This is a genomic window from Pedobacter sp. R-06 (assembly GCF_049913135.1).
GTDB lineage: Bacteria > Bacteroidota > Bacteroidia > Sphingobacteriales > Sphingobacteriaceae > Pedobacter.
Window position 1 is genome coordinate 4,788,955 of sequence record NZ_CP183977.1, and the last position, 21,375, is coordinate 4,810,329.

Below are 21,375 nucleotides of genomic sequence, written 5' to 3' on the forward strand. Positions count from 1 at the left end.
TTTTAAAACCAGGAGGCTATAATTAATTATTCGGGCTAAATTAGTTACCTGTAGCTGTCCAGGTATTATTATCCGTATTCGAATCGGGTAATACCTTGTTAGGATCTAAAGTAACTGACTCAATCTCTTCAGTTGTTGGATAACGTACCAACCAAGTTGCGCTTTTCATCCAAACATCAACCGGAATTTTTACGATATCTGTTTTGCCGCTTTTGGTTTTAACCTGCAGGATAATTGGCATTGGCATTTTCTCCAGGTTTACAACTTTAATCGCGTAGCCCACCAATTTATCGTCTTGCTTAACGGCCTCAACACCAGCAATACCCTGATCCATTTTCCAGTTGTTTAACCACCAGCTTCTCCAGAACCAGGCTAAATCTTCGCCCGCACCATTCTCCATCGAACGAAAGAAATCGAATGGGGTTGGATGTTTAAATGCCCAGTTTTTAATGTATTGGCGGAAAGCATAGTCAAAACGGTCTTCACCTAAAATCTGGTTTCTCAAGATATCTAAGCCCCATCCTGGTTTAAAATATAAATTAACACCTATATTACGTTCTGCCATACCATCAGGCATTAACATCATGTTTTCATAAACCGGATTTCCGATGGTGCTTTTACCAACTTTATTCATATCGGTTGGCTGAGCAGCATACTCGCCTTTATTAAAACTACTTTTAGAAATACCGTTGATAAAGGTATTGAAGCCTTCATCCATCCAACCATATTTACGTTCGTTAGAGCCTACAATCATAGGGAACCACGTATGACCGAATTCGTGATCGATTACGCCCCATGCACCTGCTTTTTTAGCTTTCCAACCACAAAAAACAATACCAGGATATTCCATACCACCTACATTCGTTGCTACATTAACTGCCATTGGATATGGATATTCGAACCATTTGGTTGAATAGTGCTCGATGGTAGATTTTACATATTCTACACCACGGCCATATGCATCAACACCGTTGCTTTCTACAGGTTGTGCAGAAACGGCCAGAGATTTTTTACCACTTGGCAAATTGATTCTTGCTGCATCCAACACAAAAGATTTTGACGAAGCCCAGGCTGCATCGCGTGCATTTAAGATTTTAAATTTCCAGGTTAATTTATCTTTCGCCGGACGGGATTTCGGATCTGTTACCTCCTCTTCTGTACGAATGTGAACGGTAGCATCGCTAAGTTTAGCGGCATTCCACCTTTTTAATTGTTCTGGCGTAAAAACTTCAGCTGGGTTTAACAATTCGCCAGAGCCCATTACGATATGGCTTGCTGGCGCAGTAATGGCAAAATTGATATCGCCATATTCGCAATAAAACTCTCCGCCGCCCCAGTAAGGCAAAGTATTCCATCCTAACACATCATCATACACACACATCCGTGGAAACCACTGTGCAATGGCGAAAATTTCACCATTTTTTGTAGTTAAATGTCCTGTTCTGTCCGATCCCTCTTTTGGTACAACAAACGAATAATCCATTTTAATTGTTACCATATCGCCATTGGCCGCCATTGGCTGGTCTAAACGGATCTGCATGCGCGTATCTTCTACCAAAGAAGTAAATTTTACAGCAGCAGCTTTTTGCGATACACTGATGTTCTGAATTTTATAACCACCATCAAATTTTTCACCTTGCGCACCATAACGGCTACGCGCCGGCGTAATGGCATAGCCACGTGAAGTTTCTTTAAAAGTATTCTGGTCTAATTGCAGCCATAAATAGGGCAATTTATCAGGACTATTATTTTTGTAAGTAATGGTAACGGTACCAGTAACCGTGTTTTTTGTTTCATCGAGACTAGCTGTAATGTTGTAATCAACGCGGTTTTGCCAATATTTTGGCCCGGGTGCCCCAATTGCAGAGCGGAATTCATTACCGTTTTGTGTGTAAAATAATGGTCCAAAGGCCTCAGCAGGGTTATAATTGGTAGCTGGCGCCGGGGTTGTAGCTTGTTGAGCAGATGCAGAAAAGGCAAAAACACAACAAACTAAACAAAAAGTTATTAGTTTAGTCAATTTCATGATAATAATAAGGTTGTAATCAGGCGGTAAATATAAAAAATAACCACATATAGATTTATATGTGGTTATAATGTTACCAATGTTGGTTATAATGCAGTTAAAAAGGCTTTTTAAACTTTAATTCGATTAATATTTACCCGTATCTATCAATTTTAATTTCCTTTCCTAAACGCTAGCCATCATACTGAATTTATGTCAGCATCTTTCCTGTAAAATAGACCCTGATCCCGAAGTTTCGGGACAGGGTGATGAGTCTTTATTAATTCGCTTTTAATTTGGGTAGATCCTGAAGTTTTCTTTCTTGTGGGGTTAATTTTTTCCACGCTACAAAGGCCCGGGAAATATAATAAGCATAACGGTATGGTCTTTCTGCTTTTACGGCCTCTACCGAAGGACGGTAAATAATCATAAAGTTTTTAAGTTCCTCACCCTCTAGCTTGGTCATCTCGGTAATGGCTTTTGCGGTAAAATTCTCATCAATTTCTTCAAGATACATTTCCCTTTCCTCTAAATCGGCCTCTTTTCGTTGTTGTCTTCTATATTTACCATAACCAAGGTTTAGGTTTAAGCCACCAACCTTATCGGTCATACGCTTACGGTTTAGGTTTCCACCCGTACTCAATAGTGTATATTTTTCAGCCAATGGATCTTTCGCATCCGTAACCTGACTATTCATCCGCACTGCAGTAATATCTACATCTTTTAAACTGTTCGATTTAACAGGGAGATAAATTGTTCTATTTAACAGGTTGGTTAAGTACAGCGTATCAGTGTGATAGCCAACGGCAGAAAACTCTAAAAGATCGCCAATATTGGCACCAATGGTATACTTACCTTCTTTATTTGTACTGGTTGATTTTTTACTGTTCAGATTTCTGATACTAACACCAGGAAGAGAAAGCGTTTTTTTCGAGTAATCGAAAACCGTACCTGTAGTTACCGTTTGAGCAAAAACGCCAATTGGCAAGGCAAGCAATAGAAAAATGATCAGTTTGTACATACTCAAAAGTAACTTAGTTCGACATTTAAAAGCTGCATTTAACAAACTTTAACATTAGAACAATTGAATTAGGCTAGTGTTTTTAAATAATTGTCATCATCAAATCCAATTAATATCGCTTTGTTGTTCTGCTCAATAATCGGACGTTTTATTGCACTGGTATTTTCTTTTAAATAAGCTATTGCCAAATCTTGGTTATCAATTTTAGCCTGCTCTTCTTTAGTGAGTTTTTTCCAGGTTAAACCTTTGCGGTTTAATACCGTTTCCCAACCGAAGGTATTACACCATTCATTTAATTTTTCAGTTGTAATACCTTTTTTCTTGAAATCATGAAATTCAAAATCAACCTGATGTGTTTTTAACCAATCGAGCGATTTTTTAACTGTATTGCAATTTGGAATTCCGTAAACGGTCATATAAATTATTGAATTTTGAACGAGTGATTAAATGCAAAAGCAAAGTTAATAAACTGTTTAGCTTTATACTTAATATTTTGAAGATCCTTATTTTCATAATGGTATTTGATGTGGAGAGTGTATCAAAAAGGCGATTTCAACTTAGATACTGTCATGTTGAGCCTGTCGAAACACCTTAAAGAATATTTAAACGGGTCCTCGACAGGTTTTCCATAAAAGTCATTTGGACAGGATGACAAATCTATATTTATGATATAACCTCTAATAGTAACCATAAAGAAACTCGATCTTAAAATCAAATAATCTTTCCCGTGGCGTCGAATATTTCTATCCGACACAAAGCTCAATTGTTAATCAATTTTCTGGATCCAACAACAGTCAGATGGTAACATCTGACTGCACAACTAACTCGAAACATGATCTTAAAATCAAACAATCCTAAAAATCCTATTCATTCATCACATTTTTTAGCTCATCCATCACATTTTAAATATAGATGTAAATTGTCTTCGTAAGATTGTGGCATAAACTAAAACAAATGGTAATTCTATCAGGTAACCCATCTACAATAAAAACCAAAGGCATCAACCAGCTTGAGTTTTGGATTTCTACAACACTATATGTGCTGTCCTTAATTGGTATCTGCTCATCCACAATCTATAACTCGGGCAATTCTTATCGTTTTGAAGAAAGCGGTATTGATTATAGTGTAATGGCAAACTTCTTTATTCCAGAGTTATTTAAGGTCACCAGTCTGTATATCAGCTTTTTATTGTTCAATTTTTGCCTCATGCCCCAACTTGCAAATAAGAATAACATAACACTTAATCTTATTCTTACGGTTTTGGTCACAGCGTTCTCTGTGGTTGCCTGGATGGTTTACAATACCTATTCTCAAGCCTACCGGTTGGTTGAATATGACAACATAGATAACGCTTACGGGATCTTTTTTGGCGAAGCTTTTACTTATATTTTCTTTTTATACCTACTCTTTAATGCATATGCCTATTTTAATGAGCGGGGCTTAGAATTACTAAAAAGAATTCCGGTATTAAAAAATTACCATAACAACATCGTTCCAGAACTCTTTTTAAGCACCAAAATCTGGCTGATTTCACTCATGATTTTTGCAGCCGTACTTTCGGTAAGAATAGATTACGAAATATTGATCGTTTGGGTAATTGTACCCCCGGTAAATATCTTTCTGGCTTTTTGCTCTATTTATTACGTTATTCCAAACCTCAGAAAGGATTTTAAAGGTTTTGGCCGGTATTTTTGGGGAAATGTAGGTTTAACCATTATCCTCTCACTCCTGCTGTTGATCGTCCTTATCCCTTTTATGCGCAATGGTGCTGTTGTGCCGATTACCTTAATGTTAAACGCAATATGCTTAATCTGCGTCACTACGCCATCTGCATGGTATATTTACAAACATAAATTTGAAAAACAGAGCGAAATCCAGATGCTCAAAACGGAGTTGGGCAAATCGGATGCTAACCTTAATTTCTTAAAATCCCAGATCAATCCGCACTTCTTGTTCAATGCATTAAACACCTTATTCGGAACAGCTTTGCAGGAAAATGCAGAAAGAACGGGCGAAGGAATCCAGAAACTGGGCGATATGATGCGTTTTATGCTCCATGAAAATACCCAGGATAAAATTTCGTTAACCCGCGAAGTAGAATACCTGAACAATTATATTGATTTACAAAAGCTCCGTACCTCTCGCTCTGCCGATATCAGGATCGACACGCATATCGAAGAGCAGTTAAATAACCTGCAGATTACGCCGATGCTGCTGATCCCATTTATTGAAAATGCATTTAAACATGGGATTAGCTTGCAACAACCTTCGTATATTAAAATTACGTTGCAGACAAAAGAAAGCACCTTATATTTTGACGTGAGCAACAGCATTTACATCAAGGCGGATAATGACCCCGAAAAATTAAAAAGTGGCATCGGACTAGAAAATGTTAAACAACGTTTATCATTACTTTATTACGGAAAACACGAATTGATTATCCGCGAAAGTGCCAATGAGTTTTTTGTTCATTTAACTTTGCAATTGGATTAAGGCGATAAGTTCCCCAAGAGAACAATTGATAAACAAAAATTGGCCTAACCAGAAATTTGTTTGTAAAAATCCCTATTATTGATCTCGAGATGTCGTCATTTTGAGCGCAGTGCAACGAAGCCGAGAACCACGAAGTGCTCAGCGAAGCTAAATCTATATCAGCAGATCTCTCCATTTCGTTTCACTTCAGTCGAGATGACGATTGCATGTTACCTTGGAAATGCTTCCTTTGTCAGCACCACAAAAAGAAAAAAACGTAAAGAAAAGAGCATACAAAATGATTGCCATTGCTATAGATGATGAACCAATTGCATTAGAGATCATAAAATCTCACGCCTCAAAAGTTCCATTTGTAACACTGCAACAAACGTTTACAGATGCCTTTGCGGCCATCAGTTACCTTCAGCACAACAAGGTTGATTTAATTTTTCTGGATATCAAAATGCCGGATATCAGTGGTATTGATTTTTTAAAGAGTTTAAGTAAGCCACCAATGGTTATTTTTACAACAGCCTACACCGAGCATGCTGTGCAGAGTTTTGAACTCGATGCCGTCGATTATCTGCTAAAACCTTTTTCACTTTCACGTTTCTTAAAGGCTTGCAATAAAGCCCAGGAACTCTTTAACCTGCGCAACCAGAAGCAGGGAACAAAAACAGAATATATTTTCGTAAAGGACGGTTACGAGCAGATTAAAGTGGAGTTGGACGAAATTCTTTATGTAGAAGCCTCGGGTAACTATACGCAGATCCAACTTAAAAACAAACTTTTAAGCTCGAGGATCACCATTAACGATTTGGCTGAACTGTTGCCAAAAGCAGATTTTATCCGCTGCCACCGGGCTTTTATTGTAGCTAAAAATAAAATATCCAAATTTGACCGCAGCCAGATTTGGATTGGAGAAAAAATTATCCCTATCGGGGCAACCTATACCAATATTAAACTTACTTAATGCAGTTTAAACCTCACAGTTTTTTAAAAACCTGCGAGGTTTGTACTTCGTGAGTCAGACCCTGAAATAAATTACCTTCGGTGAGCTCGCTTAAGGCTCGGTTTATTCCGTAGCTTTCCGCTTCACTCCTGGTCAGGGTGACGACCAACATCTTAAGGTTTTACATTTACCCTTATCCCTGCTGAGTGCGTGGTAAACTCAGGTGCGTACATACTTTGCAAAGAGGTAATTCCATTTGAAAAGTTTCCGGCATGCGTAACCCGTAATGGGTATTCAAATACATAGGTTCCTTTAGGCATATAACTGATGAAGAAATTGGTTGAAGCATCTTTTGTACTCTCATAATAACCTAAACCATCCTGATATTTATAACTAGATATTACATTTACAGGTTCAAAACCCGATGAACGCATATCTTTCAAATGAATATATTCCATATCCCGATCGCAATAAATTTCGATACGCACTTTCAATAAATCGCCAGGAGCCAAAATATTGGTTGCCGTAAGCGGAGTCAAAACATCGCCTTTTGCGCTAGCCTTTTGGACAAACAGTTGCTTGTTGATTTTAACACCTGTGTTGGCCGGCGTAATTTTATCCAGTTGCTCAAAATATTGCCAGTACATTGCGCCCCAGGCTACGGTTTGGTTGTTGTTTTTAACCTGTACTTTTCCCATTTCTGGTTTTACATTAGCCGCTGCAATAGTTAATTTTTGATAACCCATTCCGGCTTCCTTTACGGCATTTGGCTGTTGCAGATCTGCTATTTTTTGACCGCCAATAGTTATTTCAGGTTCATTGCGCTCGGTCAGAAGGTTGGTCCCCTTCATTAGCAATGCATAACAAGCCGCCGTAGTAGCTTTAGTCGTTTTCCAATCGTTGGTCTGTTTGTTTTTGAGCAACCAGATTTTCATTTCCTCCACCGATTTGGTATCGTTAGTCACTTCGTCGAAAGCCTCTATTAATAAAGCCTGTGTTTCTATCGGGCTTTGGTACCACCACCAGCCAGTTTTATTTGTAGCCCAGTACATACCGAGTTCATCATTTTGCTGAGCCGTTTGATTTAACAGCGTAATGATTTTTTTGGCTTCTGCTTCATTACCGTTTCTATTTAAAACCAAGGCGGTTTGTGCCAACTGGTAAGTATCAAATGCTTTCCAGCCCGCTGTTAACTTTTTCAGATAGAAATCTTTGGCCTTTAAAAAATCTGCACTGTTATTTTTTTGATTGGTATAACTTCTGGCGAACAGGTAGTGCAAGGGCAAATAGGCAAAACGTTTTCCTTTCACTTCATCCTTGTAATCTTTAACCAGCTGTGCATCTAAATAAACAATGGCTTTGTTAAGCATTACATTAAAATTAGGATAAGCCTTTTCGTCAATCAGTTTTAGTTTTTTTAATTGGCCCATTCCTAAAACAATGTGCTGTGTAATGTACCGATCTTCTTGCATGCCATTAAACCAGGGAAAGGCACCATTGTTAAACTGCATTTTCTCTAACTTTTCAAAATTGTTTTTCAACTCGTAGGTCATTCTATTTAAATCGAAAAGTATGGCCAACCGTTTTTTACGCTCGTTTTCGTTATCGGCATTACGTACCCAAGGTGTTTCTTCTAACAAAATTGATTTGAGCTCCTGGTTTTTCTCCAGGTTAGATAAGAGGGCTTCGCCATTATTTGTATTTTGCCATTGTTCGAAAACGGTTTTAATTTTTGGCGAGGAATTAATGATACCTGTTGCAAAGCTATTGGCATAAAACCGGCTAAAAGTTTGTTCAGCGCACTCATATGGATATTCCATTAAATAAGGCAAAGCCTGCACAGCATACCAGATGGGATTTGAGGTAAACTCAAAAGTTAAGCTCTGGTTACGTAAGGTTTTTGAAGCGCCTGATTTCTCCAGCTTCTCAAAATCGAAAGTTTTACTGGCATTACCACGCACGTTTATGGGCATACTTTCGGTAACCAACATGGCATTTGCCAAAACCGGAATGGTATTTTCTTCACCATCGCTAAACTTGCCACTTTGGGCCAAAACTTTGTAGGTAATGGCACTAATACCAGATGGAATAATTAATGTCCATTTTAAAACCGTATTGCCTGCATCATCAACTTCAAAAGTTTTTTCGGTCTTTTCGTTTGTTCCAAAAATCCGGATCGGTTTAGCTGTTAAGGCATCTATAAGTGCTAAACTGGCATTGCCGATGAGTTTTTTGCCCGCCAGGTTATTTAGTTTGGCGCTTAATAAAATGGTATCGCCTTCGCGGAAAAAACGTGGGGCATTAATGGCAATGGCCAATTGTTTCTGGGTAACCAATTCGTTGGTGATCGATGCCGTTTTTAAATCTTTGGTGTGTGCAAAACCTATCATTTTATAACGTGTTAAACTTTGCGGAATGGTAAACTCGATATTGATTTCACCTTTAGCATCGGTTAACAATTGTGGATAAAAGAATGCGAGCTCGTTAAAATTGGTGCGTGGTGCAATGTTAGTTTTTTTGATGACAGGCTTGCCATTTACGATTTCTAAACCTGTTTTAGGGTCGTAACTGTTAATGCTTATGAAATCATATGTCCCAGTATCGTCTACTGCGACTGCTTTTCCTTCTAATTTTTCAACTGTTGGGGCTTCAACACTTAATCCTGCAGACTTCCCTTGCAAAGTTGACATCCCTCTAATTTGAACGACCGAACCAGTCATATTCTGCTTTTTCTGCGCCCCATAGCCCACAACTACTACTTCATTTAAAGCATTCCCATCTTCTTTTAGGGTAACATCAATCCGTTTTTTAGCGCCTACTTTTATAGAATTGTTTTTAAAACCTATAAAAGCAAAACTCAATGTTTCTCCTGCTTTAGCATCAATAGTATAAATACCAAAAACATTAGTGGCTGTTACTGTCTTACCAGATTTCACCTGTACACCGGGCAATACGTCGCCATGCTCATCGAATATCACGCCATAGGTTAATTTACCTTTTTCCAATTCAGCCAGTTTTTTAACAGCTTCGGGAGATAAACCCTTTCTTTTAGGCCTTTGTAAATTACTCATATAATTACGGTAACCATTATTGTAACCGCCGTAATAATTGTAACCGAATAAATTAAGGTTTTCGTAACCACGTGTAATTACGCCATAATTATTTTCAGACCTTAAAAACCATAAATAACCCGCGTTAGCAACATCATTTACATTGAAGTTCCAAGTATAAAAATAATAGTTAAAGCCTGTTGGGAACTGCGTGTTCCAATCCATTCTTTTCAAGTCGTCCAAACTTGCGTCGTATAGCGTAGCCACCATTTCGGCCATCTGCTTTTCGCCATTTTTATTACTGATCTGTAATTTCCAGCTTTCTTTTTCACCAGGCTGAAGTTTATTCCTAAAGGTTAAAAACCTGATATCTAATTCTTTTTTCGGATCTATAATTTTAACCTGTTGCATAGAACTGTAAACCATACCTTGGTGCACCATGGTAAACTGTACGGCAAAACCATCCTCATAATTATCTTTCGGTTTAATTTTAACAAAACTTTGCTTCGGCGATAGATTAAGCCATACCTTTTCAGCTATACTATCACGATAATAAACTTCATAATAAGCCCTGCTGTTATCGGCTAAGCCTGCCAATCGAAAAACAGCACTTTCAGTCGGTTTAATTACGCTCACTTCAGGAGCAACCCATTCAATATTAGATTGTATCGTTGCAGGCGCTTCATTATAAATAATTAAATACTTATCTACTTTAATGGTATCGTTCTGTTCACTTACGGCTAATAAATTGATTTTATAATAACCTGGTTTTAGATTTTTTTGATTAAAGGTTAAACTCCCCCGACCATTTTTAGCAGTCGGGCTTTGTTTTAATTCTACCGATTTTATTGGCCATTTGGCTACTTCGAGTTCATTGTTATAATCCTCATCAGGAAAACGCTTAATAAACTCCTCTTTACTTAATGCATAATTTTCGGCATAAAACGGGCTCTTGTTCATTAACCTGGATGGCGCTTGCAACAAACACCATTCTGCCTTAACATTCGCTTTAATAGGTTCGTTGTTTAAATTGGTTACCCAAAATGGGATACTATCCGTTTTGTTGCTTACATAAATAACCTGTTCGGTACTGACATTAAGATTGATGTCTTTTTGCCCCACATTTATAGCTGTGGTTTTCGCTCGTGTTTCGCCATTTAGGTCTGTTACCTCAGTTTCAATTTCGTAGCTATAATTCTGTTTGGTATTTGTGGCCTTTGCAAAAAAGGTAATATCGAATTTACCACCTGGTTTGGTATTGGTTTTGCCAATGGCAATCTGTTTTCTTTCGCTATATATATTTGAACCATAAATAGCACTACGCTGCGTGTATGTTAGTCGGTAATCGTACATTGCCCTGCGGAAAACCTTATAATTTACCTTTGCATTATTTACGGAGTATCCTGAAAATGAACTGGCTTTACCTTGTACTTTAATACTGTCGTTCAGTTTGTAGCGCTGATTAGGCTTATCAAAAAGCACTTCAAAGGTGGGGCGTTTATATTCTTCTACCTGTACATTAATGCTGCCATAATCGGTTTCAATTTCCATCTGACCATTTAATTTCCCCATGGGGATACTAAAAGATCCTTGAAAAGTGCCAAAATCATTGCTCGTTACATTGGTCGTAGTAACTTCCTTACCGTTGGCATCATTAAAAAAAACCTCAAGTGCTTTATTTACTTCTATTTTATTTTTACCGTCTTTAAATTGCAAGCATATACCCTTATAGTAAATGGTTTGCCCTGGCCTATAAATAGGTCTGTCAGTAAAAAGAATTACACGTTCTTTATCGTCGTCATCCCGATAGCTGTTATAGTTATTAATATTTAATTTCAATTCGTCTTTCCCCAAAGTAGCCACCGCAAAAGACATATTCGCGTTGGTTTCATTTGTAGTTGCATAACCATTTTCATTAGTGGTAATTAAATCTCCATCAATATATTTACGCTTATTATAATCATATCGCCGTTGCTGGATTTTAACATTTTTTAAAGGTGCGCCGTTGCTAAGCTGGCTGACAAAATATTCATGTTTTTCAATATTGCGCCTGTTGATTACAGCCATTGCAGTGACCCTAAAATTAATATTGCTATAAACTGTATCTTTTTGTTCTTGATTAACAGTTTGGGCAATCAGGGTATAATTACCAAAGGGTAAACCCTCTATTTTATCAATTAAGGTATGGCTTTGATAATCGCTGGTTTTTGGTACAATGACAGACCATTTTTTGATTACCTTATTCTGATTAAAAAAAGCTAAAAAGTCATCTTTGTTTTTAAACTGTTCGTAATCATTTTGAGGTTCGGGTGCTTTAAACAGCCTGATATGTACTGTATCCGTATTCTTATATGATAAATGCAACTGTGCAGGTTTATCCGGCTGGATATATCCTTTTATTTTAATCGATAATTCGCTGCTTTTAATCTGCCTGATTAAATTTTCTGCATTTTGCGCACCAATACTTTTAGGATAGGCCTCAACAGCTTTTTTGGCTAAAGCAACGGCTGTTAAAAGATTATGTTTGTTGGTATCAACAGGTAATTGCACATTTTTATGCATAAAGGCCTGTTCATATAAGATATCGGCATAAACTTCGGTTTGAGTGCTTTGTTCAGCCAGATTACTCAAAGCATTATTGAACAATTCCTGATTGTCGCCACTAAAATTTTGTTGTATAAATTTTAAGCGTTTTAAATCAACATCGGCCAATGCCGAAAAGTTATTGCCGTTTTGATGAAATCTGATCAGGTTTTTAAACAACTGCAAAGCTTGGGGCTTAAAGAGTGTACTATCATTTGTGAGTTCTATCGCCAAAAAATCCTGTCTGTTGCCAAACCAAGCGGCATCGTTCATATCAATAGAGTCGTCATCATATTGTGTAAGGTTAATCTGTGTGTTGCTAAAAACATCGATGGCCCGGTGTGCAAGCAGATCATACAGCGTGGGCCTGTAATTCCGGTTATTTTTATCACCCGCCAAAACAGCATCCAAAATATCAACTTTAGTGTGTTGTAAAATTTCAGCTTCCTTCAGCGATAACAGGTAGTATTTTATCGTTTCCTCATTTAATTTTTTAATGCTCCAGGTTTTAATGTCATTGCCAATATCGCCCTGTACTTGTGTACGCGATCCAATTTGCCACCTATTTTGTTGCAGATAATTCCAGTACGTTTCGGCTAAAAGCGACTGTAAAATGCTTTTTTCGGGTTGTTTGGCATTGCTGATGTCTGTACGCAGGTCAACCAAAATTTTATCAAAAGCATTCTCTTCCAGGTAGCTTTGAAACATCATCCGGTAGATGACCGATTTGATCAGCAATGGCGCATTGTGCTCTTTCTTTGCCGCTTGATTTATTTTTTCGATCAAAGCCAGCGCATCCTTGGGTTGGGCTTGGTTAGCAAGAGAGTCAACCCGATAAAAATCTGCCAGCGTATATTTATGCTGAGCATAAACATTGAAGGAAAACAAAAAGGTAAAAAGAAATAAAGCGGAGATACGTAATGAAATATTCATAAGATGGCTTTGCGTTTTAATATAGATGGGCAGAACGTAAAAATTCCATAAGCGGTTAAAATTTTATCTGATTATTATACTAATCTAACTATAACCGAACTAAATGTTACAAGTAACAAACATTAACGTTTTTAACATTCGAAGCATAACATTATCTTTGCCCCATGTCAACACAATTAAAAAATCTATCCGATTTCTCTCATACCACCGTTCCTAGTGGAGCAAAATATAAATTCGGAATTATTGTAGCCGAATGGAATGCCGAAATTACCGGTGCTTTGTACAATGGTGCATTAAAAACCTTGCTAGCTAATGGTGTTGCTGAAGAAAATATAATTTCTTTACCTGTACCGGGAAGTTTCGAATTAACAGGTGGCGCAGAAATTCTATTGAGCAAAAGAAGCGATATAGATGCTGTAATCTGTTTAGGATGCGTGATTCAGGGTGATACCAAACATTTCGATTTTATCTGCGATGCGGTAGCACAGGGTATAACCAATGTTGGCATTAAATACAGTAAACCAGTTATTTTTGGTGTTTTAACTACCAATAACTTAGAGCAGGCACAAGATCGTGCCGGTGGCAAACATGGCAATAAAGGCGACGAGGCTGCAATTACAGCGATTAAAATGGCTGATTTTTCTGCCCAAATTTAAACTTGCATTTTAATAATTATTTGTAACTTAGAAGTTTAAAAACTATCAGATCCAATGAAACCATCATGTCTAGTTCATGATAGCTTCATTACCATTGAAACCAACTTATGCAGATGAAAAAAGTAGCCATTTTATTATTGGCGGTGTTTTGCACCATTACCATTTTAGAATCCTGTTCTTCTAAGCTTTGTCCTGCTTATGGATCTTATCCTGAAGGAAAACGCAGAAGAAATTAACCGCTTTATTCACAATCTTCATATTCAGGTCATTTACAGAACTTTATTTAACTGTAATTGTTATCCTGTAAAATAATACGTATAATATTATGACTTGGGTTAACTTAACTTCAATAGAACAGCTTGACGAGATCAAGAATGCAAGCGGTTTTAGCCTTATTTTTAAGCACAGCACACGTTGCTCAATTAGTTTAATGGCTAAAAAGAATTTCGAATTTGATTGGGACATCATTCCCGCAGATACAAAACTTTACTTTTTAGATTTAATCAGCTACCGTGATATTTCCAACCAGATTGCCGAAATCTTTCAGGTAGCGCACCAATCTCCACAGATTTTATTGATTAAAGATGGCGATTGCGTATTGGAAGCATCACATAGCGACATTTCTGCCGATGAAGTTGCAGAAGTAATTGCAGCTTAACTATAAAAAGATTCTCACAAAAGAGGGTATTCGAGCAATTGGATACCCTCTTTTGCTTGGTAAGAATGTGCCTCATTTTTTTTGAAAAGCAATGTCCGGTCTGCTATCGGTTACTGTAGTCCTGCTGTACACTGTAGTCCCGATTTTTTCAATCGGGGGCTGCCGTTCCCGTCAGGTTTATTAAGATATGGCCTGTGAAGACACAGGCCGGGAAAATCCCCCCCAACAAAAAAGGTTCCGATTTTGCATCGGAACCCCTTAAAAGATTTATTGCTGTTTCAATTAAGCTATTACAGCATTTTCAATTTTTAGCACTTTTGAGGTCCTGTTTCTGGTTTCTTTACAAAGATCCGCATCTTGCGCAAGTGATTTTCCATAAGTCGGGATCATTTCTCTGATTTTCGCCTGCCATTCTTCTGTGGCCAGATCTTCAGCAAAACAACGGCTTAACAGATCCAGCATAATAGAAACTGCCGTTGAGGCCCCAGGAGAGGCGCCCAACAAAGCCGCAATAGAACCATCAGCAGCACTTACCACCTCGGTACCAAATTCTAAAATACCACCTTGTTTTTCATCCTTTTTAATTACCTGAACACGCTGCCCTGCATATTCCAATTCCCAATCTTTAAGTTCGGCAGTTGGTAAATATTCTTTCAGCGCTTCCAATCTGTCTTCTGGCGATTGCCTAACCTGCTCAATCAAATATTTTGTTAAATCGAGGTTATGTAATCCGGCAGAGAGCATCGGACGGATGTTATTAAATTTAATTGATTTTGGTAAATCCAGGAATGAACCATTTTTAAGAAATTTGGTAGAAAAACCAGCATACGGTCCAAACAACAGTGCCTGTTTGCCATTAATCATTCTGGTATCCAGATGTGGAACCGACATTGGTGGTGCACCAACCGCAGCCTTACCGTATACCTTTGCATGGTGTTTTTTAATAATTTCTTCATTGGTACATTTCAGCCATTGCCCGCTTACAGGGAAACCGCCAAAACCTTTTCCTTCAGGAATATCTGATTTTTCCAGTAACGGCAAAGAACCACCACCGGCACCGATAAATACAAATTTAGCTACACGTTTACGTTTATCGCCGGTTTCTAAATCTTTAACTTTTACAATCCAGTTGCCATCTTTATTCTTTTTCAGGTCGCGGATTTCGTGATTGAAATGCAGATTAACATTACTTTGTTCCTTTAAGTTGTTAAACATATCACGGGTTAAGGTTCCGAAATTAACATCAGTTCCCAGATCCATTTTTGTTGCTGCAACTTTCTCGCCTTTTTTACGGCCATCCATAATTAGGGGCGCCCAATTTTTTACAAGCTCAGTATCCTCGGTATATTGCATGTCGCTAAACAGGTCACATTGGGTTAATGCATCGTAGCGTTTTTTAAGGTATTCTACATTCTTTTTTCCCCAAACAAAACTCATGTGAGGTATGTTGCGGATAAAATTGCAAGGATCAGAAACCAAACCCTTGGTAACCAGGTATGACCAAAACTGCTTGGAAACTTCAAAATGTTCTGCAATCTGTACCGCTTTTTTTATTTCAACCGTACCATCCTTCTTTTCGGGGGTATAGTTTAATTCGCAAAAAGCAGAGTGTCCCGTTCCGGCATTATTCCAGGCATCAGAACTTTCTGCCGCCGCAATATCTAAACGTTCGTAAATTTCTATGCTTAAATTGGGCTCTAATTGTTTTAACAAAACACCCAGGGTTGCACTCATGATGCCAGCCCCTATTAAAATTACATCAGCGTCAGTTTTACCAACTGTCTTTTTCTTTTTTGTCATCTTAGCTTAAAGGAGTTACAAATTTAGAATGATTTTAAACATCCTACGAATTTTAGGGCATTAAATCTGAAAAAATTGCCAAAAAATTAGAAATACCCCTCTCTTTTTTAACAAGTTCCAATCAAATTTTAATCCAAAAAATAGTTAGGTCAATAACAAAGTAAACAGAACATTAAACTAACAACAGCAACCCATTGTTAATTTGCTAACCGCACCATCTATTTCTTTTAAAAATTTATCATTTTACTTGTAAACACTCGGAAAAATTTAAATTTCGATAATTAGGAAATGTACTGAAAGGCTATATTTAGAAGAATCTGCGTTTTCATTTTTTTTCTTTCCCAAAATGTTAGTTTTATACATCTATTTGTTTAAAACATGCCTCATGAAGAATTTAATTTTATTTTGCGTTTTCCTATTTTTAGCTGCCTGTTCTGGCGAAAAAACCGATCAGCTTTTACTCGAACTTGATAAAAAGAAACTGGCAGAAAACATCAATTATGATAAAATCACTTTTTATAAATTTGCTAAAATAGCTGTCCGTTCTACTGCCGTTCAAGATACCACCCAACCCGAGTATCAGAAATTCAGCAAACAGGCGCAAAGTGTTGTCAGAACCCTGAACAAAGTAAACGCGCACAACAACGAAAATATTTCTGTAATCGATGCCCTAATGGTGTATAAAGAATATCGATCGGTTAAACAATTTGTAAAAGAAACCGATGAGGACGTTTTTCCACTGCTTACCGCTGGTTTTATTGCGATGAAAACGAGCGTGAAAACGCCGCAACCATTTTTTAAAGATACAAACAAGGCCTACTATCAAAATATAGAACATGCCATTTTAAGCATGGCTGTACTGGCCACCAGAGATCTGGGGCAACCTTTTGCGTTATATGAATGTGCTAAAACTCAACCAGAACTGCTTGATGATTGCGAAATTAAAACACTTTTAGAATTTGTGCGCGGTTTCTTGTTTTTCAGCAACAACCTGTTCTATTTATCTGAAGATGGCCTTTCAAGAAACATTAAATGGTTGGATAAAAACGAGAAAATCCCACTCCCCTACACCAAATCATTTTTTGGCTGGAGCCGTTTAAACGATGAGCAGACGCATTTGGCTTTCCATAGCATGAACTATCTTTTTAGAGGTTTCGACCGAATGAGAATGGAGCGAAAAATTGATGAGGAAAGATCGCTTGAAGATTTTGAGGCTTTCTTAAACGACATGAACAAACTCGGCATTCAAAACGAACTGGTTTGGGGAATAACCGCCTATTTGAATTTAAAGAAAGAGCGGCCCGAGAAATCACTTCCAGCATTGGAAAAGCTGAGCAAAAGCCCATTATTTTCTAACAGCGAACGCGAAGCACTACAACAAACTATGGTTTATGTAAAAGACCGCGACTCAGACAAGGCTTTAACCAATGTGTACGATAAAGCATTTATCGGTAAAATTGCCACCAAATATATGGTAGCTGTGCTCTCGAAAATAGATTGGGAAAAACTGATGAAACAGCAGGGCGTTCCTTATATCGAAGAAGTATTTGCCGGCATAGGCAAGTTTAAGGCGCTCTCTAATTCGGTGAGTGAATACACGCAGCCCTCAACCATTGAAAAGGGTAAAAAAGAAATTGGCAAAAAAGGTAGCGAACTACTCGAAAAAGCGAAAGGGTTTTTGAACTAAAGGACGATTCGTCATCCCGATCCGATAGCTATCGGATGAAGCTTAGTCCCGAACTTTCGGGAGAGAGATCTATAGGTTAGATTTAGCTTCGCTAAGCACTTCGTGGTTCTCGACTACGTTGCACCCGACAGCTATCGGGTCCGCTCGAAATGACGACAACCGAGACTATTCATGTTGATCTCTATGCACAATAAACTAGCCCTCAATAATGACTTAAAATATTAATCAGTTTACCAAAAGGATCTCTGGTGTAAAACCGTCTAACCCCCCATGGTTCATCAGCCGGACCGTATTCGATGGGAAATCCGGCTGCCTTAACCTTTTCCAACATTTCATTAACATGTTCAACTTCTATGGATAGATCTGGTGTAGGAGTACCCGATCCACCTTCTGAGGCAAAACTGATCTGTACATCCATTTTATGCCCTGCCACACCATAAGTTGCAATCCAACCGTGATCCATTAGCAGATCAAGCCCCAAAATATCTTTATAAAAACTGGCAGCATCAGCAATTTTTTGGGTATCAATATTGAGTACTATTCTTTTTACCATAGATAGAAGTTTAAAATCCTAAGATAGGAAAAGAGGTTGTATCATAAAGGCGATTTCAGCTCAGATGCTGTCATGTTGAGCCTGTCGAAACACCTTTAAGAGTATTTAAACATGTCTTTCGACAAGCGCTCCGTAGGAGTTCTTTGGACAGGATGACATATATATTTATGATACAACCTCAGCCAACCAAGCTTATCAGTTTTTAAGCTTCGCTTTAAATATTTTTTCCAGTTTCTCTATTTTGGGCTGAATTACCAATCTGCAATAGGGTTCACTTCCGTTTTTATTGAAATAATTCTGGTGGTAATTTTCTGCAATATAAAATGGCTTAGCTGCTTCAATTGCTGTTACCACCTTTTTGCCATAAGCATTGGTTTTATTCAGCTCTGCCTTATACTTTTCTGCCAAAACTTTTTGCTCAGCCGTGTGATAAAAAACAACTGAACGGTATTGCGTGCCGCTATCGGCGCCCTGACGGTTTAATGTTGTAGGATCGTGGCTTTTCCAAAAAACTTCCAATAAATCATCATAAGAAATCACCATCGGGTTATAGGTAATCTCTAAAACCTCGGCATGCCCGGTAGCACCGGTACATACCTCCTCATAAGTTGGATTGCTTAAACTACCCCCTTCATAACCAGACTTCACTGAAACTACGCCTTTTAAACGTTGAAAAATGGCTTCGGTACACCAAAAACAGCCCATTCCAAATGTAGCTTTCTCTGTCTTTTTCCCTTGTGCATTTGCCTGATTTAAGGCCAATACCGATAAAAGAATTAAAATTATTTTTTTCATTGTGTGTGTGTTTATTTTATTAGTCGCAAATAACCAATTTACCTTACAGTATAACTAAGTTATTTTCCAGTTAATTATACGAAATTAAACAAAGCCTAGTTTGCGTTTAAATTATAATGGATTTAGTGTGACAATCGGCTATCACATCATTTTACTGATTTTGTTAATAACTTAAAAAACTGTATATTAATTTATTAAACACTTAATACACAACCGAAACGCACTTATTAACAATTCTTTTTTAAATTCGTAAAACATTAAATATAAAATTATGTCTACACCGTATATTCCTTGTTTAGATTTAGGCTCTTACATCAATGGTTCTGCAGAAGACCGTAAAAAGTTTTCTGATGAATTGGGCAGGGCTTTTAACGATTCGGGTTTTGTTACCATTACCAACCATGGTTTAAGCCAGGAATTAATTGACAAGCTTTATGAAAATATTAAAGCTGCCTTTTCGCTTCCCGTTGAAACCAAAAGGAAATACGAGAAACCAGAATTAGCTGGTCAACGTGGTTACACCAGTGCAGGCAAAGAAACAGCAAAGGGTGCCAAAACTCCAGATCTGAAAGAATTCTGGCAGATTGGCCAGGAAGTAACTGATGGTGATCCGGTTAAAAATGAATACCCTGATAATGAAGTTTTAGAAGAATTGCCAGAATTTAATAAAGTAACCGGCGAAATTTATAAAAAGCTGGAAGAAAACGGGACACATTTATTACGTGCCATTGCTACTTACCTGGAATTGCCGATCAATTATTTCGATAAACATGTTCATAACGGAAATTCTATTTTGAGGGGTATCCACTACTTCCCGATCGAAAATCCTGAAACCATTCCTGATGATGCAGTTCGTGCAGGTGCGCATGAAGACATCAATTTGATTACCTTATTAATTGGTGCCAGTGCAGATGGCCTTGAAGTGTTAACCCGCAGCAATGAGTGGTTGCCAATTAAAGCACATCATACTGATATCGTTGTAAACGTTGGCGATATGTTACAGCGTTTAACCAACAATAAATTAAAATCGACTACACACAGGGTGGTAAACCCTCCCCGTGAACTGATGAAAACATCACGCTTCTCTGTTCCTTTTTTCTTACACCCCCGCAGCGACATGGATTTAACAAGCTTGCCATCAACCATTGATGCTGAACACCCTAAAGCTTATAGCGATATGACTGCCGGAGAATATCTGGATGAGAGATTAAGAGAAATTGGATTGAAAAAATAAAAAAAGATCGTCATTGCCGAAACTCGATTCCTCATCGGGAGCTAGCAATCTTATTCGAAAAAATATTAAGCATCGGCCAAAACCGGTGCTTTTTTGTTATTTTCAAAAATGCATTCAACAACTTTAGAAGTTTTCGCCGAGATTGATGGCATTGGCGCTGCTTCCGGCCTATTCCTTCATGAAGATTTACTATATATCATTGGCGATAACAGTGGCTATTTGAATGAATACAATATCAAAACCAAAAAGCTACGCAAAATTCAGATTTTATCTGCTCAAACATTTAATCAGTTAGAAAATATACCTAAGCCCTTAAAACCCGATTTCGAAATCCTTTGTCAGCATGGTGATAAATTATACATTTTAGGTTCTGGCTCCACGCCCAAAAGAAACCTGATGATCGAATTCGACCCGAAAACGCAAAAAGTCTTTCAAAAAGACCTGACCGAAACTTATTCCCTACTTAAATCTATCTCCAAAACAGATGATCAGAACTTTAACCTGGAAGGTGCAATCTTTACAGGTAATGAGTGGCTACTTTTTAACCGTGGCAATGGGATCGATGCAAAAAACGGCATATTCACCATCCGTGGAGCAGACTTAGCTAAAACTAAGCAAGCCGAGTTTAAACTTTTCAAGCTTCCAAATATTGATCATGTTGAATCCTCTTTTACCGATGCTGCATTGGTAAAAAGTGAAATATTTTTCATTGCTACCGCAGAAGATACCAAATCGACTTATGCAGATGGCGAAATTCTGGGCAGTTTTATCGGCAGTATTAACCTGCAGACCTTAAAACTAACTTTTAGTCATAAAATTTCAGGCAAGCACAAGTTCGAGGGCATTACCTTAATGAACCAAAGTGAGCAAAGCACAACTTTTCTATTGTGTGAAGACCGTGATAGCGAAGAACTTAAAACGGTAATTTATAAGTTGGTAATCAACTTTTAGAGAGAAGAGTTGTCAACTTTAATAG

At 37.8% G+C, this 21,375-nt stretch carries 15 protein-coding genes; 8 read left to right on the forward strand and 7 right to left on the reverse strand.

The genetic code is table 11. The features are described from left to right. Positions 1 to 40 precede the first annotated feature (40 nt). From ACN9MR_RS19290 to ACN9MR_RS19300, 3 genes are all read right to left on the reverse strand, one after another. Complete coding sequence (locus ACN9MR_RS19290; protein ID WP_426326141.1) at positions 41 to 2,026, reverse strand: M1 family metallopeptidase; 1,986 nt, start codon at positions 2,024 to 2,026, stop codon at positions 41 to 43. A 259-nt stretch (positions 2,027 to 2,285) separates the two neighbouring features. Further along, on the reverse strand, positions 2,286 to 3,026 hold the full coding sequence (locus ACN9MR_RS19295) for a carboxypeptidase-like regulatory domain-containing protein (RefSeq protein WP_426326143.1): 741 nt from the start codon (positions 3,024 to 3,026) through the stop codon (positions 2,286 to 2,288). A gap of 68 nt (positions 3,027 to 3,094) precedes the next feature. Then, positions 3,095 to 3,442: a Spx/MgsR family RNA polymerase-binding regulatory protein gene (locus ACN9MR_RS19300; RefSeq protein WP_426326145.1), complete on the reverse strand. Its 348-nt coding sequence runs from the start codon at positions 3,440 to 3,442 to the stop codon at positions 3,095 to 3,097. A gap of 538 nt (positions 3,443 to 3,980) precedes the next feature. On the opposite strand from ACN9MR_RS19300, the gene ACN9MR_RS19305 reads away from it, so the two are divergent. Both ACN9MR_RS19305 and ACN9MR_RS19310 read left to right on the forward strand, forming a co-directional pair. Continuing rightward, a complete protein-coding gene (locus tag ACN9MR_RS19305; RefSeq protein ID WP_426326147.1) occupies positions 3,981 to 5,519 on the forward strand; it encodes a sensor histidine kinase in 1,539 nt (512 codons plus the stop codon). 220 nt (positions 5,520 to 5,739) lie between these two features. Then, positions 5,740 to 6,471 carry a LytR/AlgR family response regulator transcription factor gene (locus ACN9MR_RS19310; RefSeq protein ID WP_426326149.1) on the forward strand — a complete coding sequence of 244 codons (732 nt, stop codon included), beginning with the start codon at positions 5,740 to 5,742 and terminating at the stop codon, positions 6,469 to 6,471. 152 nt (positions 6,472 to 6,623) lie between these two features. Here the strand turns inward: ACN9MR_RS19310 and ACN9MR_RS19315 are convergent, their stop codons facing one another. Then, complete coding sequence (locus ACN9MR_RS19315) at positions 6,624 to 13,016, reverse strand: alpha-2-macroglobulin family protein (RefSeq protein WP_426326151.1); 6,393 nt, start codon at positions 13,014 to 13,016, stop codon at positions 6,624 to 6,626. A gap of 164 nt (positions 13,017 to 13,180) precedes the next feature. Here ACN9MR_RS19315 and ribH point away from each other — a divergent pair, with 164 nt between their 5' ends. From ribH to ytxJ, 3 genes are all read left to right on the forward strand, one after another. After that, the gene (gene ribH, locus ACN9MR_RS19320) at positions 13,181 to 13,672 is read left to right on the forward strand and encodes a 6,7-dimethyl-8-ribityllumazine synthase (RefSeq protein WP_426326153.1); all 492 of its coding nucleotides are present in this window, start codon (positions 13,181 to 13,183) and stop codon (positions 13,670 to 13,672) included. A 107-nt stretch (positions 13,673 to 13,779) separates the two neighbouring features. After that, a complete protein-coding gene (locus ACN9MR_RS19325; protein ID WP_256449930.1) occupies positions 13,780 to 13,908 on the forward strand; it encodes a hypothetical protein in 129 nt (42 codons plus the stop codon). A gap of 89 nt (positions 13,909 to 13,997) precedes the next feature. Continuing rightward, positions 13,998 to 14,330 carry a bacillithiol system redox-active protein YtxJ gene (gene ytxJ, locus ACN9MR_RS19330; protein ID WP_230149473.1) on the forward strand — a complete coding sequence of 111 codons (333 nt, stop codon included), beginning with the start codon at positions 13,998 to 14,000 and terminating at the stop codon, positions 14,328 to 14,330. Between the two features lie 282 nt (positions 14,331 to 14,612). Here the strand turns inward: ytxJ and ACN9MR_RS19335 are convergent, their stop codons facing one another. Then, a complete protein-coding gene (locus tag ACN9MR_RS19335) occupies positions 14,613 to 16,130 on the reverse strand; it encodes a malate:quinone oxidoreductase (RefSeq protein WP_426326156.1) in 1,518 nt (505 codons plus the stop codon). 385 nt (positions 16,131 to 16,515) lie between these two features. Between ACN9MR_RS19335 and ACN9MR_RS19340 the strand changes: the two genes are divergently transcribed. Further along, positions 16,516 to 17,817 (forward strand): hypothetical protein, encoded by a 1,302-nt coding sequence (locus ACN9MR_RS19340; protein WP_426326158.1) that lies wholly within the window; start codon positions 16,516 to 16,518, stop codon positions 17,815 to 17,817. Between the two features lie 202 nt (positions 17,818 to 18,019). Here ACN9MR_RS19340 and ACN9MR_RS19345 read toward each other — a convergent pair whose 3' ends face one another. Both ACN9MR_RS19345 and msrA read right to left on the reverse strand, forming a co-directional pair. Next, entirely contained in the window at positions 18,020 to 18,370 is a 351-nt protein-coding gene (locus ACN9MR_RS19345; RefSeq protein ID WP_426326160.1) for a VOC family protein, read from the reverse strand. Positions 18,371 to 18,565: 195 nt separating this feature from the next. Next, positions 18,566 to 19,165: a peptide-methionine (S)-S-oxide reductase MsrA gene (msrA, locus tag ACN9MR_RS19350; protein ID WP_426326162.1), complete on the reverse strand. Its 600-nt coding sequence runs from the start codon at positions 19,163 to 19,165 to the stop codon at positions 18,566 to 18,568. A gap of 271 nt (positions 19,166 to 19,436) precedes the next feature. Here msrA and ACN9MR_RS19355 point away from each other — a divergent pair, with 271 nt between their 5' ends. Both ACN9MR_RS19355 and ACN9MR_RS19360 read left to right on the forward strand, forming a co-directional pair. Then, positions 19,437 to 20,399: an isopenicillin N synthase family dioxygenase gene (locus ACN9MR_RS19355; protein ID WP_029279960.1), complete on the forward strand. Its 963-nt coding sequence runs from the start codon at positions 19,437 to 19,439 to the stop codon at positions 20,397 to 20,399. A gap of 108 nt (positions 20,400 to 20,507) precedes the next feature. Further along, positions 20,508 to 21,350, forward strand: a complete 843-nt coding sequence (locus ACN9MR_RS19360) for a DUF6929 family protein (RefSeq protein WP_426326164.1) — start codon at positions 20,508 to 20,510, stop codon at positions 21,348 to 21,350. The last annotated feature ends 25 nt before the right edge of the window (positions 21,351 to 21,375 follow it).

What these genes read in the sequence shown, in the direction of transcription:
- ACN9MR_RS19290 (WP_426326141.1), bottom strand. Translation starts at nt 2,026, where the DNA reads ATGAAATTGACTAAACTAATAACTTTTTGTTTAGTTTGTTGTGTTTTT.
- ACN9MR_RS19295 (WP_426326143.1), bottom strand. Translation starts at nt 3,026, where the DNA reads ATGTACAAACTGATCATTTTTCTATTGCTTGCCTTGCCAATTGGCGTT.
- ACN9MR_RS19300 (WP_426326145.1), bottom strand. Translation starts at nt 3,442, where the DNA reads ATGACCGTTTACGGAATTCCAAATTGCAATACAGTTAAAAAATCGCTC.
- ACN9MR_RS19305 (WP_426326147.1), top strand. Translation starts at nt 3,981, where the DNA reads ATGGTAATTCTATCAGGTAACCCATCTACAATAAAAACCAAAGGCATC.
- ACN9MR_RS19310 (WP_426326149.1), top strand. Translation starts at nt 5,740, where the DNA reads ATGCTTCCTTTGTCAGCACCACAAAAAGAAAAAAACGTAAAGAAAAGA.
- ACN9MR_RS19315 (WP_426326151.1), bottom strand. Translation starts at nt 13,016, where the DNA reads ATGAATATTTCATTACGTATCTCCGCTTTATTTCTTTTTACCTTTTTG.
- ribH (WP_426326153.1), top strand. Translation starts at nt 13,181, where the DNA reads ATGTCAACACAATTAAAAAATCTATCCGATTTCTCTCATACCACCGTT.
- ACN9MR_RS19325 (WP_256449930.1), top strand. Translation starts at nt 13,780, where the DNA reads ATGCAGATGAAAAAAGTAGCCATTTTATTATTGGCGGTGTTTTGCACC.
- ytxJ (WP_230149473.1), top strand. Translation starts at nt 13,998, where the DNA reads ATGACTTGGGTTAACTTAACTTCAATAGAACAGCTTGACGAGATCAAG.
- ACN9MR_RS19335 (WP_426326156.1), bottom strand. Translation starts at nt 16,130, where the DNA reads ATGACAAAAAAGAAAAAGACAGTTGGTAAAACTGACGCTGATGTAATT.
- ACN9MR_RS19340 (WP_426326158.1), top strand. Translation starts at nt 16,516, where the DNA reads ATGAAGAATTTAATTTTATTTTGCGTTTTCCTATTTTTAGCTGCCTGT.
- ACN9MR_RS19345 (WP_426326160.1), bottom strand. Translation starts at nt 18,370, where the DNA reads ATGGTAAAAAGAATAGTACTCAATATTGATACCCAAAAAATTGCTGAT.
- msrA (WP_426326162.1), bottom strand. Translation starts at nt 19,165, where the DNA reads ATGAAAAAAATAATTTTAATTCTTTTATCGGTATTGGCCTTAAATCAG.
- ACN9MR_RS19355 (WP_029279960.1), top strand. Translation starts at nt 19,437, where the DNA reads ATGTCTACACCGTATATTCCTTGTTTAGATTTAGGCTCTTACATCAAT.
- ACN9MR_RS19360 (WP_426326164.1), top strand. Translation starts at nt 20,508, where the DNA reads ATGCATTCAACAACTTTAGAAGTTTTCGCCGAGATTGATGGCATTGGC.